General features: G+C 56.2%; 14 protein-coding genes. 5 read left to right on the forward strand and 9 right to left on the reverse strand.

Annotated elements, in window-relative coordinates:
* Positions 1–3: 3 nt before the first annotated feature.
* The 5 genes from JK223_RS03530 (at position 4) to JK223_RS03550 (ending at position 4,943) form a co-directional block, all read left to right on the forward strand.
* Positions 4–849 (forward strand): GNAT family N-acetyltransferase, encoded by an 846-nt coding sequence (locus JK223_RS03530; protein WP_212712828.1) that lies wholly within the window; start codon positions 4–6, stop codon positions 847–849.
* Positions 849–1,775: a glyoxylate/hydroxypyruvate reductase A gene (locus JK223_RS03535; protein ID WP_212712829.1), complete on the forward strand. Its 927-nt coding sequence runs from the start codon at positions 849–851 to the stop codon at positions 1,773–1,775. The genes JK223_RS03530 and JK223_RS03535 overlap by 1 nt, the downstream gene beginning before the upstream one ends.
* 4 nt (positions 1,776–1,779) lie before the next feature.
* Entirely contained in the window at positions 1,780–2,910 is a 1,131-nt protein-coding gene (locus tag JK223_RS03540) for a M20 aminoacylase family protein (protein WP_212712830.1), read from the forward strand.
* Positions 2,911–3,028: 118 nt separating this feature from the next.
* Positions 3,029–4,318: an aspartate aminotransferase family protein gene (locus tag JK223_RS03545; protein ID WP_212712831.1), complete on the forward strand. Its 1,290-nt coding sequence runs from the start codon at positions 3,029–3,031 to the stop codon at positions 4,316–4,318.
* Between the two features lie 97 nt (positions 4,319–4,415).
* A complete protein-coding gene (locus tag JK223_RS03550) occupies positions 4,416–4,943 on the forward strand; it encodes an Lrp/AsnC family transcriptional regulator (protein ID WP_212712832.1) in 528 nt (175 codons plus the stop codon).
* A gap of 50 nt (positions 4,944–4,993) precedes the next feature.
* Here the strand turns inward: JK223_RS03550 and JK223_RS03555 are convergent, their stop codons facing one another.
* The 9 genes from JK223_RS03555 to JK223_RS03595 form a co-directional block, all read right to left on the reverse strand.
* Entirely contained in the window at positions 4,994–5,284 is a 291-nt protein-coding gene (locus JK223_RS03555; protein ID WP_212712833.1) for a DUF1330 domain-containing protein, read from the reverse strand.
* Between the two features lie 4 nt (positions 5,285–5,288).
* Positions 5,289–5,969: a type 1 glutamine amidotransferase domain-containing protein gene (locus JK223_RS03560; RefSeq protein WP_212712834.1), complete on the reverse strand. Its 681-nt coding sequence runs from the start codon at positions 5,967–5,969 to the stop codon at positions 5,289–5,291.
* A gap of 40 nt (positions 5,970–6,009) precedes the next feature.
* Positions 6,010–7,044 carry an NADP-dependent oxidoreductase gene (locus tag JK223_RS03565; protein WP_212712835.1) on the reverse strand — a complete coding sequence of 345 codons (1,035 nt, stop codon included), beginning with the start codon at positions 7,042–7,044 and terminating at the stop codon, positions 6,010–6,012.
* Between the two features lie 192 nt (positions 7,045–7,236).
* Complete coding sequence (locus JK223_RS03570; RefSeq protein ID WP_212712836.1) at positions 7,237–7,833, reverse strand: TetR/AcrR family transcriptional regulator; 597 nt, start codon at positions 7,831–7,833, stop codon at positions 7,237–7,239.
* Positions 7,834–8,304: 471 nt separating this feature from the next.
* Complete coding sequence (locus JK223_RS03575) at positions 8,305–8,472, reverse strand: hypothetical protein (protein WP_212712837.1); 168 nt, start codon at positions 8,470–8,472, stop codon at positions 8,305–8,307.
* Between the two features lie 134 nt (positions 8,473–8,606).
* Entirely contained in the window at positions 8,607–10,394 is a 1,788-nt protein-coding gene (locus JK223_RS03580) for an ABC transporter permease subunit (RefSeq protein ID WP_212712838.1), read from the reverse strand.
* A gap of 20 nt (positions 10,395–10,414) precedes the next feature.
* The gene (locus JK223_RS03585; protein ID WP_212712839.1) at positions 10,415–11,941 is read right to left on the reverse strand and encodes an ABC transporter substrate-binding protein; all 1,527 of its coding nucleotides are present in this window, start codon (positions 11,939–11,941) and stop codon (positions 10,415–10,417) included.
* On the reverse strand, positions 11,928–12,836 hold the full coding sequence (locus JK223_RS03590; RefSeq protein WP_212712840.1) for an ABC transporter ATP-binding protein: 909 nt from the start codon (positions 12,834–12,836) through the stop codon (positions 11,928–11,930). The genes JK223_RS03585 and JK223_RS03590 overlap by 14 nt, the downstream gene beginning before the upstream one ends.
* The gene (locus tag JK223_RS03595) at positions 12,833–13,642 is read right to left on the reverse strand and encodes an ABC transporter ATP-binding protein (RefSeq protein WP_212712841.1); all 810 of its coding nucleotides are present in this window, start codon (positions 13,640–13,642) and stop codon (positions 12,833–12,835) included. The genes JK223_RS03590 and JK223_RS03595 overlap by 4 nt, the downstream gene beginning before the upstream one ends.
* Positions 13,643–13,894: the final 252 nt, after the last annotated feature.

Here is a 13,894-nt window from a genome sequence, read left to right on the forward strand (position 1 = left end):
AGAATGAGCATTGTATTGCGTCAGATGAATGAAAACGATACGGAAACCGGCTACCAGCTGAGTCAGCAGGTGAAATGGCCCCACCGCCGGGAAGACTGGCTGCAGGCGTACCGGTTAGGGGAAGGGCTGGTGGCAACCGAGGCCGGTAAAACGGTCGGCTGTGCCCTGATCTGGCACTGGGGCGGATCTCATACCCTCGGGCTGGTGATTGTCGACCCTCTGTGTCAGGGGCGTGGCATCGGTAAATTATTGATGGAGGGGTTACTGGAGAAAGCGCCCGGGGGCATGGTCCGGCTACATGCAACCGAAATGGGTAAAGGTCTGTACGAAAAATACGGGTTCAGGCAGCAGTCACCCATGCATCAGCATCAGTCAGCCTCTTTACCGCCGTTTCCGGCCGCGACCCTCGCGCCCGGGCAGCGGTTACGGGCGGCGACTGCCGATGATTTACCCCGTCTGATTGACTATGACTACAGTGCCCACGGATTACGGCGGACAGCACTGTATGAGGATTTAGCCGGCTCTGCAGAATTCATCACCGTACTGGAGAGCGGAGATGAGATGGCAGGCTTTGCTGTGGTCAGACGCTTTGGCCGGGGTTACGTGGTCGGTCCACTACTGGCCCGTGACGAAGCCGCCGCCAGAACCCTGTTCTGTGACTGTGCCGCCAGATTACAGGATGAATTTGTACGTATCGATACGCAGGGCGAATGGCCGTTCTCCCTCTGGCTGAAGGCTCAGGGGATGCCGGTGGTGGATGCACCGGTGATGATGATCCGTGGTACCCCCTGGCAGAAGCAGCCGGATGCCTTTCTCGATTTTGGACTATTTTCACAGGCGTTGGGCTAATGAGTATTGTCTATTATTCAGATCAACAACGCGGCCTTATCTGGAAAGCCTGGCTGGCGGAGCACGCACCGGATCTGCCATTTTATCTCTGGCCTGAGACCGGCGACCCGCAACAGGTCAGTTATCTGGTGACCTGGACGGTGCCGGAAAACCTGAGTGAGCGTTTCCCGAACCTGAAAGTGATTTTCTCGGTGGGCGCGGGGGCGGATCAGTTTGATTATTCCCGTCTGCCCCCGGACGTCCGCGTCGTCAGGATGATTGAACCTGGCATCGCACAAAGTATGACGGCGTATATCACTTTCTCGGTACTGGCGCTGCACCGTGAAATACCGATGTATCTTCGCCAGCAGCAAAATAGGGAATGGAAAAAAGGACGGATCCTTCCGACAGAGACCCGTCGGGTCGGTATTATGGGGCTGGGGACTCTGGGGGAGGCCGCCGCCCGGCAACTGCTTTCTCTGGGGTTTCACTGTTCAGGCTGGAGCCGGACACCGAAGTCGGTCAGCGGGGTGACCTGCTGGTCGGGCGATGATCAGCTGCAGCCATTTCTGGCAGAGAGTGACATCCTGGTTTGCCTGTTACCGCTGACTTCCCGTACCCGCGGTATACTCAACAGCGATGTCTTTCATCAGTTACCGGCGGGGGCCGGGCTGATTCATGCCGGTCGGGGTCAGCAACTCAATCATCAGGATTTGCTGGCCGCACTGGACAGCGGCCAGCTCAGTCAGGCGATTGTGGATGTCACCGACCCGGAGCCCTTACCGGAAGATCATCCGTTCTGGACGCATCCGGCGCTCTGGTTAACCCCGCATATCGCCAGCGAAACGCAACCGGAAACCTCGGTCAGGGTATTACTGGAAAATATCCGCTGTCATCAGCGGGGAGAGCCGATAGCAGGCCTGATCGATCCGCAACGGGGGTATTAGTGCAATGACGACAGACAAATGGCGACAGCTCCGGCAAAGGCTGCATCAGCATCCTGAAACCGGCTTTAAAGAGTTTCAGACCTCAGAGATCATCGCTGACCAGCTGAATCGTCTGGGGATAGAGGTTTACCGGAATATCGGTAAGACCGGCGTGGTCGGTCTGCTGAAGGGGCGTGACGGGCCGCGGATGATTGGTTTGCGCGCCGATATGGACGCCTTACCGATGAATGACGAGGGGAAACAGCCCTGGGCCAGCCGGCAGCCGGGGGTAGCCCATGCCTGCGGGCATGACGGACATACGGTGATGCTGCTGGCCGCTGCCGAAGCCCTGGCGGCGGAACCGGACTTTACCGGCAGCGTCTGCTTTATATTTCAGCCGGCAGAGGAGGGACTGGCCGGGGCCAGAGCGATGATCGAAGACGGTCTGTTTGAACGATTCCCGTGCGATGCCGTATACGCTATCCATAACTGGCCGGAATTACCGGCCGGGGAGTTCCGTAGCCGGGCCGGGCCGATCATGGCTGCCGGTGACCGGTTTGATATCACCCTCAGCGGGACCGGAGGACATGCGGCGCAGCCTCACCTGACCCATGATACGTTACTGGCGATCAGTGAACTGGTGGTGGCGCTGAATACCCTGGTCTCACGGGCATTAGCGCCCTATGAACCGGCGGTATTGACGGTGACCCGGATTCAGGGCGGGCATTCGCATAATATGATCCCCTCAGAGGCCTCGATCACCGGTACGGTCCGCACGTTCAGCCCCGGGGCGCAGGACATTATCGAGCGCCAGTTACGGCAGATGACCGGACATATCAGTGCGGCCCACGGGCTGACGGCTGAGGTGAATTACCTTCGTTATTATCCGGCCACCTGCAACAGTGCCCGGGAAGCCGGAATCGCTCTGCAGGCTGCAAAAGCCATCGGCCTGTCCACAGAAACTGCGGAATACCCGGCGCTGACCTCTGAAGACTTCTCCTTTATGTTGCAGCAAAAACCGGGGGCCTATGTCTGGCTGGGCTCGGGTCCCGGCCCGGCATTACATCAGGCAGAATATGATTTCAATGATGACGTGATCCCCTATGGTGTCCGCTGGTGGCGGCAGCTGGTCGCGCTCGAGCTGGGCGGAGAATAGGGTTCCGGTCGGATATTTTCAGGCACAGGATCTCTGCCGTATGCAGGACAGCGCGGAGTTCCTGAGAGCATTTTGTCATCGTTCTGACGGGTGACTCATCAGTCGGGGGAAACAGGATATGAGCGAAGTAATGACCGACTTTCAGGCCAGTAATGAGCACTGGCTGGATGCGCACCACAGAGAAATTCCCGCCGGACTCCTGACCGCCCATCGGCTGGTGATCGAAAAGGGCCGCGGGGCCGAGGTGTGGGATGTCGAGGGCAGCCGTTATCTCGATTTTGCGGGCGGAAGCGGGGGACTGAATGTCGGGCATAATCACCCGGCCGTCGTCTCGGCCATTACCCGGCAACTGAACGAATTCACCGGTGACTGCTTTCGTGTGGCGGCCAGCCCCGCGTATATCCGTCTGGCCTGCCGGCTTAATCAGCTGGTGGGTGACGGCGAGGCTTTTCAGACGGTGTTCTTTAATTCCGGGGCTGACGCGATGGCGCAGGCGATTAACAGCGCCCGCGCGTTTACCGGACGTCACGGTATCATCACCTTCGAGGGGGCGTCTCATGGTCATTCTCTGGCAGACTGCCGGCTGACCAGCCATAGTCCGCCCGGGCAGGCGGATTCAGCACAAGGGGCCAGCGATATCCGTTCACTGCCGTATCCGGATATTTCCAGAGGGATTACGGAAGCAGACTGCAGGGCGGCCCTGCAACACTGTCTGCGGGGCGGAGACCAGGCCGGTGCCGCGATTCTTCTGGAGCCTGTTCAGGGGGAGGGGGGGATCATCCCGGCCCCGGCCTCGTTTATTCAGTACCTGCAGCGGATATGCAGGCAGTACGGTATGTTACTGATTTGCGATGAACTGCAGAGCGGTTTTGGTCGCACCGGCGAGATGTTTGCTTATCAGCAGTCAGGGATCAGGCCGGATCTGGTGATCAGCGGAAATTCCGGCGCAGGGTTACCGATAATGGCCGTTACCGGGCGTACCGCGGTGATGAGTGCCCCCCGGCCGGTCAGTCCTCAGGGGGGAAGTGTCCTGGCCTGTGCTGCCGCACTGGCGGTCCTGGATGTCCTGGGTAAGGAAGACCTGCTGAACCGCAGTCTGATGCTGGGTGAACGGTTGTATCAGCGGTTAGTACAAATGCGCGAAAAATATGCCTGCCTGCGGTATGTGCGTGGTCGCGGTCTGATGCTGGCGGTCGAAATCATTAACCCCGAGACCGGTAAACGGGATGCCGCGCTGGCGCAGGCTATTCTGGATGCGGCCTGTATCGAAGGATTATTGCTGATCCGTTGCGGAATAACCCGGAATGTTATCCGGTTTCTGGCGCCGCTGGTCACCACCAACGCCCAGCTGGAAGAAGCCTTTCACCTGTTCGAACTCGCGCTGGCCCGGGCAACAGGGAGGTTATAACGTTATGATTTTCATATTTAAAACAGTAGCCCTCCTGCATTAAGGCGTGGTATATCAGTAGTGACAGATAGCGCCTGATGGACACGCAGAGGATTTTATGAACGGCTTACTGAAACTGGATCGCCTGGATATTGCTATTCTTTCACACCTGCAAAAAGACGGGCGGATCAGTAATGTGAATCTGGCCGAGGCGGTAGGGTTATCTCCCAGCCCCTGTCTGCAACGGGTAAAACGGCTGGAAGCCGCCGGATTTATTGCCGGCTATGAGGCCCATATTAATCTGGCGAAAATCACCGGGTCGGTCAGCGTTTTTACCGAAGTGACGCTGGCCGGACACCGTCGGGAAGACTTTCAGCGTTTTGAGCAGCGTTTAGCGCAGGTCAGAGAAATCATGGAATGCCATGTGATCACCGGGGGATACGATTACCTGCTACGTTTTATGACCCGCAGCATTGAGCACTACCAGCAGGTGATTGAGGGATTACTGGATGATGATATCGGAATCGAAAAATACTTCAGTTATATCGTGATTAAATCACCGATCCTCAAAAGCAGTATGCCGTTGCAAGATCTGCTGGGACATCCGGAAAAGGCGGATAACGAGGAAAGCCCTGCCGGCCGCTAAACGACCGGCTGACGGACACCGGCCAGTGGCTGACCGGTGTCCCTCCTGAATCAGGCAATTCCCTCGGTCAGAACGACCCGGTATTTTGCACCTTTCAGACGATGCTCTTTAGCGGCCTGGTAAGCCGGGCTGTGATACCAGGCGCGGGCGGCAGCCATATCCGGGAAGCTCAGCAGCACAACCCCTTCTGCTGCCGGGCCTTCCAGCCCTTCGGCCTGACCATAGAAGGCCAGCGGGGTTATCGGATGATCGCCACGCGCTTCTGACGCTTTTTGCGCATATACGTCCATCTCATGCTGATCCAGCGTTTCATCGCGGATAAAAATAATATATGCACTCATACGGTTAGCCTTTCAGTGCCTGCAGCAGAGCCCGGGCCGTTGCGGCAGAAGACCCCGGGTTCTGACCGGTGATCAGCAGACCGTCGGTCACCACATAAGATCCCCAGTCCGGGCCTTTACTGTATTCAGAACCGTTTTCTTTCAGCATATCTTCCACCAGGAAAGGCACGACATCGGTCAGTTGCACGGCGGCTTCTTCGCTGTTACTGAACCCGGTGGTACGCAGACCACGAACCAGGGGTTCACCGTCCGGCTTTTTGACGTCACGCAGTACGCCCGGGGCATGGCAGACCGCTGCGACCGGACGTCCCTTCGCCAGGGTCTGTTCGATCGCGCTAATGGAGTCTTTATCGGTAGCCAGGTCCCATAACGGGCCGTGACCCCCCGGGTAGAAAATAGCGTCGAATTCGTCGACGTTGACCGACTTCAGCGCGACAGTGTTCGCCAGCGCGGCTTTTGCGGCCTCGTCACTTTCAAAGCGATGGGTGTCGTCGGTCTGAAAATCAGGCTGATTACTTTTCGGATCCAGAGGTGGTTGTCCGCCGAGAGGCGAGGCCAGCGTCAGGTCCGCACCGGCATCTTTGAAGACATAATAGGGCGCGGCCAGCTCTTCCAGCCAGAATCCGGTTTTTTCGCCGGTATTACCCAGTTTATCGTGCGAAGTCAGTACAATCAGAATTTTCATCGTTTATCCTTTTAAGCGGGTTCAGTCATCGTATGCAGGTTTAATCATCCGCCAGCCGGATCACCAGCTTACCGAAGTTGTGACCCTGTAACATTCCGCTGAGTGCCCCCGGGGCATACTCCAGGCCATCGATAACCTGTTCGCGATAATGAATTTTTCCCTGACGGATCCAGTCCGTCATCAGCGTGCGGAACGCCGGGAAATGCGGGGCATAATCATCAAAAATGATAAAACCCTGCAGACGAATACGTTTTTTAAGCAGCGTACCGATAAAAGCCGGCAGGCGATCCCCGCCTGCAGCGGTACCGGTGTCGTTATAATGCGCCACCGTGCCACACAGGGGGATACGTGCTTTCGGGTTGAGTAGCGGTAGCACAGCCTCAAAGACCGCACCGCCAACGTTTTCAAAGTAAATATCAATCCCGTCCGGGCAGGCAGCTTTCAGCTGCTCTGCAAAGTCAGGATCTTTGTGATTCAGGCAGAGATCAAATCCGGCGTGTTCAACGGCATCGCGGCATTTATCTTCACTTCCGGCGACGCCCACCACACGACAGCCCTTTAACTTCGCTATCTGTCCGACGGTACTGCCGACGGGACCGGTCGCCGCGGCGACGACCAGCGTTTCCCCGGCAACAGGCTGCCCGATATCGGTCAGCCCCATATAAGCGGTAAAACCGGGCATGCCGGTCACCCCCAGCGATAGGGATGGCTGCTGCGGATGCGCGCCCAGGTTAATGACGCCTTTACCGTCGGACAGGGCATAGTCCTGCCAGCCACCGTAAGCCAGTACCCAGTCATCTTTTTTAAATTCCGGATGCAGCGAACTCACCACACGACTGATGGTGGCACCGACCATCACATCACCGATGGCAACAGGTGCTGCGTAAGAAGGCGCATCACTCATGCGGCCGCGCATATAAGGGTCGAGAGACAGATACACGGCACGCAGCAGCATCTGTCCTTCAGCCGGTTCAGGCAGTTCGGCATTTTCGAGGCGGAAGTTTTCCGCCGTCGGAATGCCGACAGGACGCGAGGCCAGTACCCAGCGGCGGTTTGTGTGAGCTGTTTGTTGCATATCTGTCTCCGGAGATTAAATCAGACCTGTCGTCTGGATATTAAAAGGGCAGCCGTCATCAGTGTGGAAACCTGAAATACAGTTAAACAGTTTTTCACCGGACCTGAAATTAGACCAGTCGTCTGGATGGTAAAGTAAAACTGAGTCACTGATAAGAGAAGCCTCCCTGAAACGCACATATTAATAAAATGATTATAGCTGCAATAAGCGTTTTGTCAGGGGCATCGCCGAGGCTAACGGAGAAAGGCTGCCGGTCATTTTCCCCATCAGACTGGCCCCCAGCCACAACTGATACAAGGCCCCGGCAAACACCAGGCAACCTTCCGGCGGGGGGACGAAGCTGTTTTCCGCCGCCATCCGTTCAAGCTGCCCGGCCAGCCGTTGCACAATACGGGTGGTGCCTTGTTCCAGCGCCAGGCGCATCGGTTCGGATAAATCGCTGACCTCGGCGCCCAGTTTTACCGCCAGGCACTGATATCCTTTGGGAGTAGGGCCATCGTCGGTAGCGGTCCAGCTGTGCCAGTAGTTCATCATGGCCTGTGTGGCATCGGGGACAGAGCTGAGCAGTGCTTCCATCGTCTCCAGATAGCGCGCGAAGTAGTCTTCCAGCATCTGAGTGCCGAACGCTTCTTTGGAGGCGAAGTAATAATAAAACGATCCTTTGGGGATCCCGGCGGCAGTCAGGATCTCATTCAGGCCGACGGCAGAGAATCCTTTGCGGCTGATAATTTTTCTGCCGACCTCGATGACCCGCTGGCGATTATCGTTAAGAGTGCGTGATGATTTCATGGCAGGGGTATCCCGTCTGAGCCGTGGGCTAATCACCGTCTGCCGGCGGGCAGGCGGTAAGAGTGGTTAGTATAAAGAGCGCCCCGGAATTCATCTACCCCCGGCAGGGTTTCGCCACTGCGCCAGGTTCGGAGGTGGTGCGAAGGGATGTGGGCTCAGAAGAGAGGGGCAACAGTAATTGAAGCGGATAACCGGATAAACCTGGAAAAGGAATAAGGTCGCGTCACTGCCTCCGGGCTGACGGGGGTTTAAACTTTAAGACAGCTCCGGTGAATTAAATGGCTGAACAGAGGCAGTTGCTGGTATTAAAGAGGAAAATGCATACCGCATTTACTGCTCTGAAAAATAAATGAGCAGACCTGATTGAGTGGCTATTAATTAGTACCGGGTCAGGCACCATCCTCTGACTTCAGATCCGGGCTGGTTAAATGTACGCGCAGGCCTGATATAAAGTTACAGTGTAACTCTGTGTCATGAAATGCAAAAAGTGTAATGATAACCTGCCATCGCAATGATCTGCGTCGCGGCAGAAATGCTGCGGCGTGAAGAGAAGTCGCTAACAACGTCGCGCCAGCGAGACTCAATATCTTTATCCTTACCCCCTGAAATAACTTCAGAAAGCTGATGCAAATCTGTCATAGTTCACGCGCCAGCCGGGTTCTGGTTGAAAAATGCCTGTCATTATCTCTTAAGGACTCAGGGACTATCATGGCAGAAAATGACTGAGGGCACCGTTTACGGTGCCTCAATGCCCCGGCTAACCGGGCTGTTACTCATTGCATGCGTGCAGGTTTCCTGGCGATGAAGCCGGCCAGACTCACCCCCATGACCGATAAAACAGCCAGCGCGCTCGCCGGAGCCAGCACAACCCAATACGCGCGTTCAAGATAAGACATGCCTTCTGCAAGCACCCGGCCCCATTCAGGCGCAGGGGGAGAAGCCCCCAGTCCCAGGAATCCCAGTGAAGCTAATGCCAGTGCGATGCCGGGTAACCGTAACATGGCATGGCGGAAGAGAGGCCCGATAAGGGCTGGAAAAACGTAAACAATATTTTGACGCAACCCGCCAGTCCCTAAAACGGGCAACAGACTGATGTACGATCGGGCCCGGATCTCGGAGGCCAGTGCGGCAGTGTGTGTCGCCAGAGGAGCCCAGCCGACAGCCGCTATCGCAATAGCCGCGCCCGCACTACCGGTACCGCTGACGGAAACGACAAGCAGGCCAGCGATAACAGGCGGTAATGCATTCGCTATCTCGGTTGGCCCGACAAATACACGCGGAAAAAGGCCAATCACTAACCCCAGAACCAGACAAACGAGCGAGACAATCAGCGCCAGAATGCAAGTATGCACAGTGCCGTGTGCAACCCTCGCCAGTAAATCGCGTCCCATGGCGTCGGCACCAAACGGCAGTGAAGAGGACGGTGGAGCCAGCCGGAGAAAATCGGACGCGTAAGGATCACGGGGTAAGCCGGTCAGCAGAAGTACGGCCAGCGCGACGGCACAGATCACCGGCAACACAATCCACCTCCGCCGGGAACTGTTGCCCGGTTCATTTGTGACCGGCAGAGAGGATGTCAGTAACGCCCGACCAAGAATGAGGTATCTGATCCCCGTCGCCAGAATGCCGGACATAAATGCCATGATCAGCAGGAAGAGAATGCCGGTTTGCAGTGTGGGAAGATCCCGGGCAACAACCGCTCCAAGCGTGGCTCTGCCCAGTCCGGGGATGGCAAACACTTTCTCGACCGCCACGGCGCTCCCCGTCAGTGATACCAGAATAAGGCCGAGCAGTGGCATTACCGTAGATAAGGTCCGCCGGAGTACCGCACAAAGAATATGCCAGCGCGAAATCCCTGAGACTATCCAGGTAATCACCCAGTTTTCGCTGAACGTCGCGGCTAACGCGTCCGAAAATATCCGGCCCAGATATCCTCCCGCAGGGATCCCCATGGCCAATGCGGGTAATACAGCATAGTGCATACCGTTCCAGCCATAAGGAGGAAACCACTTCAGCCAGACCGCGCCGACAACCAGTAAAAAGGAGGCCAGAAGAAAGTCGGGTAAGGACGTCAATATGGACGCCAATACTCCTGTTGAACGGTATGGCCGGCCCTGCAGTCCGCGCCGGAACGTCGGCAGACAAATCATCGCTGCCAGTATCAGTGCCACCGCAGCAGACATCATCATCAGCGTCAGCGATACTTGTGCTGCCTGCAGCATCCCGGGCAGTACCGGACGACCTGAAATCCAGGAGTTGCCGGCATCCCCCTGCAGAAGGCCACTGAGCCAGTTAATAAGCAGGTTAACGGGACCCTGATCAAGCCCCAGTGACTGACGGATCGCTGCCAGGGCTTCCGGCGTCGCTTCCTGTTCGGCAGAACGGGCACGCAGCAATGCCATTGCCGGATCGCCACCCGAAAGCCACGGCAGCATCCCGATCAATACAATGATGCCTGTTAATGTCATAAGCCGCGACATTAACGCCATCAGTAAACCATGTGGCAGGTAACTCGCCCGTTGAATTCCGGCGCGGGTTCTGCAGTACAGGGATTCTCTCATCGTTCAATAGCCTTAATTAATTACAGTGCGCCCGTATTCTGGTCGCCGGAGACTAACTGCGTCTTGCCGTCGATGAGCGTACGTTCGCGCGGGTCGCGTTGCGCATTTTTTAGTACCGCGCTTTCCCCCTGAATAACCCGCTCATGCAGCAACGGAATGGTGGCATCACTGGCCAGAATAAGGTTTTCAGCCTCCATAATGGCCTGACGACGGGCCTCACCGGCAGGTATTTCACCGGCTTTGATTAACGCAGCATCAATTTCAGGGCGGCATAACTGAGAAATATTGAACGAACCTTCGCAGGAAAAATCGCTGTACATATAGGCGACCGGGTCACCGGAATCAAGGACAGTTGCCCTGGAAAGAATAAACGCATCGAACTTTCCAGCCAGCGCGTCCGCTTCAATCTGAGCATATTCACGAACCACTTGTTTCACAGTAAAGCCGGCAGCGGCCAGTTGCTGCGCGAGGTAGACCGCGACCTCTGGTAATTCCGGGCGATCGCTGAATGTTGCCAGCGTGAGGGAAGCCCCGTCGGGCGTACCCGCAGTTCCCGGGTCTGCCACCGGTTTACGGAGTTTAGCCGCCCAGGGTAATGCCGGACCCAGCAGTCCCTGAGCAACATCGGCGTGATGTTCATAGACATTATCGACAAGTTGCTGGCGGTTAACCGCGTCGCGTACCGCGGCACGCATCGCAGGATCTTTCATAACGCCCCGGGCCGTGTTGAGATACAGCGTATTGGTTCTTGGCATGGGCACTTCATGCACCAGCGACGGTTCCAGCAGCGGAGCCTGAGAGACCGGGATCGCTTCAACGACATCCGCCGTACCGGTACGTAATGCGGCCGCGCGCGCGGTCCCGTCCGGGACAAAACTGGCGTCGATCCCGCTTGCCTTCGCCTTTTCACCCCAGTAGCCCTCAAAACGGTCAAGTGATGCACTGCTGGTGCCATCCACGCGTCGTAAAATAAATGGCCCTGTCCCGGTATTAACCGGATCCACCACGCTATTTTCTTTGTAGGCATTCAGAGACAAGATCGCCAACTGAGGGCTGGAAAGACGTTGAGGCAGAAGGGCATCTTTGTTCGCCGTTGTCACCAGTACTGTGCTATCCCCCTCTGCTTTTGCCGTAAGTTTTACACCATCAAGGATACGGGGTTTTGGTGTGGCGTTGGCAGCAACGTTCAGGGCATTTGCAACCACCTGCGCAGTCAGTGTGCTGTCGTCATGAAACCTGACGTCCGGGCGCAGTTCAAAGCGCCAGGTTGTATCATTTATTGGCTGCCATTTTGTCGATAGTGCCGGCTGCGCCTCACCGGCACTGTCGAGGACGACCAGCGTCTCCGCTGTGCTCCAGCGCGATAACTTAAACGCATCATCACTGAGCGGCGTCAGGCCGGAACGAGGTGGCTGAAGATGCGCCACTCTGATCCTGCCTTCGTTGCCACTGACCGGTTCATCCTGCGTTTCATTAAAACAGCCGGTAAGTAATAAGGTTGCAGACAAGAGCCCGCAAACAGGCCGGAAGGTTTTACCCGTATTCATGTGTATCCCTATTAATATGCAAAGGCGTGTTATTAAAGCTCACGCCAGACTCTGATGTGTATTCAATCCCGTCCGCGGGAAGGGCCGGAGAACACAGACCAGGTACCGCGTTCAGGAGCTGGCGCGTATGCGGATGATGGGGCAAATACAGCATTTCCGGAGTTGGCCGATCCTCAATAATTTCACCCGCCTCCATGACCAGCGTTCTGTCACATAACCCTGCCAGCAAAGAAATATCATGGGAGACAACCAGCAGCCCCATGCGGTTCTCTTCAGTCATTCGAAAAAGCAACGATTTGATTTGTTCCCGCAGAGGAAGGTCAAGTCCACTGACCGGCTCATCGGCCAGTAGAAAATCGGGCTGAATGATCAGCGCCCTTGCCAATGCGACCCGCTGGGCCTGGCCACCTGAAAGAGCGCCTGCTTGCTTATCGAGGATCTTCGGGCTTAGCTCCACCTGTTCAAGCGATGCGGAAAGATCGGTAGGCGCGTGACGACGATGGCCTAAATGTCTCAGCGGCTCATTGAGGATATCCCGGACGCGCATTGCCGGAGGCAACGTGCTGGCGGGTTCCTGGGGAAGGTACTGGACCTGCCGGCGATACCAGCGTAATGTGCGGGCTGGACCCGGTCTGACCCGATTTCCGTTGCAATATATTGCTCCGCTATCGACAACATCGAGCGCCAGGATAGCTCTGAGTAGCGTTGATTTTCCGCATCCCGAACACCCGAGAAGACCCACACGTTCATGCTGGTGCAGCGTTAATGAAAAATCATCAAGAATAGCGTTTGCAGATGTGGCCTTCTGCCAGGGAAATACGTGCCGGTTGCGGTAACGGGAAATCCTGTCGACCTGGATGAAAGCGGGAGAGGCCGTATCTAACGTCGTGCTCATCCGGCGAGTGCCTCACCGGGATGTACTTTCAACACCCGTTCAGCCGCGCGTGCTGCCTGTAACAGTTTGCGTGTATACGGATGTTGCGGCGCATTCAGAAGCTGAGCCATTGTGCCACGTTCCACAATCTGACCCTTCTCCATCACGAGACCACGCTCGCACAACTGCGTAGCCACGGCGATATCGTGAGTAATAAAGAGCAGAGCAGGGGGATCAACCAGGGCTGCACGGTGGCTCAGTACCTGCAGAACGTGCTGCTGGCTGATCACATCCAGCGCCGTCGTCGGTTCATCAGCAATCAGTAAACGGTTATTTGCCATCAGAGCCATGGCGATGCAGATGCGCTGACGCTGCCCCCCGGAGAGCTCCGCAGGATAACGGGAAAGTAACTGCGGAATATCGCTCAGCTGTAGCGCATCCAGTAGTGATGGCAGCTTAGCTTTATCCTCCTCGTTTAGTGCCAACTTAAGCTGGGAGCCCACGGGCATCAACGGATTCAGCGCGACAGATGAGTCCTGAAAGACGGCTGAAACCCGTGCGTGTTGAGGTCTTCGCGAGGGGTGAACTCCGCCGACACCGGCTCCGTTAATACGGATACTTCCCTGAAAGGTTAGTTCTGCGGACAGGGTACCGATAATAGCCTTCGCAGTCAGCGACTTACCCGAGCCGGATGAACCAATAATACATACGCGTTCGCCCCCATAGAGGCAAAAACTGCATTCGTTGACCAGTACATCATGACCACTGGAGATTTTGACGTTTTCGACGTCAAGAACGGGGATCGCATCCGGGGAACGGTTATTCATCGAAGACCATAGAGAGTGTTGTGTTATGTAATAACATAACACTACTGCGCGCCTTGTTGCAAATAGCGACGAGTTGTAAGTTTTTGTATATCCAGGCGCTATCGCTGATATGAAAATACCGCCATGGCGTGTCAGCAAGCCATTATGTGAAGTCATCCATTCTTTAATAGACGATTTCCATGCAACTGAATGAATTCCGGGGCGAAATCTAAGCCGCTAATGACTGACCAGGGACTGATTTGTTCCCCCGGC

It is taken from the genome of Tatumella sp. JGM118 (assembly GCF_018257515.1).
GTDB lineage: Bacteria > Pseudomonadota > Gammaproteobacteria > Enterobacterales > Enterobacteriaceae > Tatumella > Tatumella terrea.

Coding starts and splice junctions, on each gene's coding strand:
- JK223_RS03530 (WP_212712828.1), top strand. CDS start 4: ATGAGCATTGTATTGCGTCAGATGAATGAAAACGATACGGAAACCGGC.
- JK223_RS03535 (WP_212712829.1), top strand. CDS start 849: ATGAGTATTGTCTATTATTCAGATCAACAACGCGGCCTTATCTGGAAA.
- JK223_RS03540 (WP_212712830.1), top strand. CDS start 1,780: ATGACGACAGACAAATGGCGACAGCTCCGGCAAAGGCTGCATCAGCAT.
- JK223_RS03545 (WP_212712831.1), top strand. CDS start 3,029: ATGAGCGAAGTAATGACCGACTTTCAGGCCAGTAATGAGCACTGGCTG.
- JK223_RS03550 (WP_212712832.1), top strand. CDS start 4,416: ATGAACGGCTTACTGAAACTGGATCGCCTGGATATTGCTATTCTTTCA.
- JK223_RS03555 (WP_212712833.1), bottom strand. CDS start 5,284: ATGAGTGCATATATTATTTTTATCCGCGATGAAACGCTGGATCAGCAT.
- JK223_RS03560 (WP_212712834.1), bottom strand. CDS start 5,969: ATGAAAATTCTGATTGTACTGACTTCGCACGATAAACTGGGTAATACC.
- JK223_RS03565 (WP_212712835.1), bottom strand. CDS start 7,044: ATGCAACAAACAGCTCACACAAACCGCCGCTGGGTACTGGCCTCGCGT.
- JK223_RS03570 (WP_212712836.1), bottom strand. CDS start 7,833: ATGAAATCATCACGCACTCTTAACGATAATCGCCAGCGGGTCATCGAG.
- JK223_RS03575 (WP_212712837.1), bottom strand. CDS start 8,472: ATGACAGATTTGCATCAGCTTTCTGAAGTTATTTCAGGGGGTAAGGAT.
- JK223_RS03580 (WP_212712838.1), bottom strand. CDS start 10,394: ATGAGAGAATCCCTGTACTGCAGAACCCGCGCCGGAATTCAACGGGCG.
- JK223_RS03585 (WP_212712839.1), bottom strand. CDS start 11,941: ATGAATACGGGTAAAACCTTCCGGCCTGTTTGCGGGCTCTTGTCTGCA.
- JK223_RS03590 (WP_212712840.1), bottom strand. CDS start 12,836: ATGAGCACGACGTTAGATACGGCCTCTCCCGCTTTCATCCAGGTCGAC.
- JK223_RS03595 (WP_212712841.1), bottom strand. CDS start 13,642: ATGAATAACCGTTCCCCGGATGCGATCCCCGTTCTTGACGTCGAAAAC.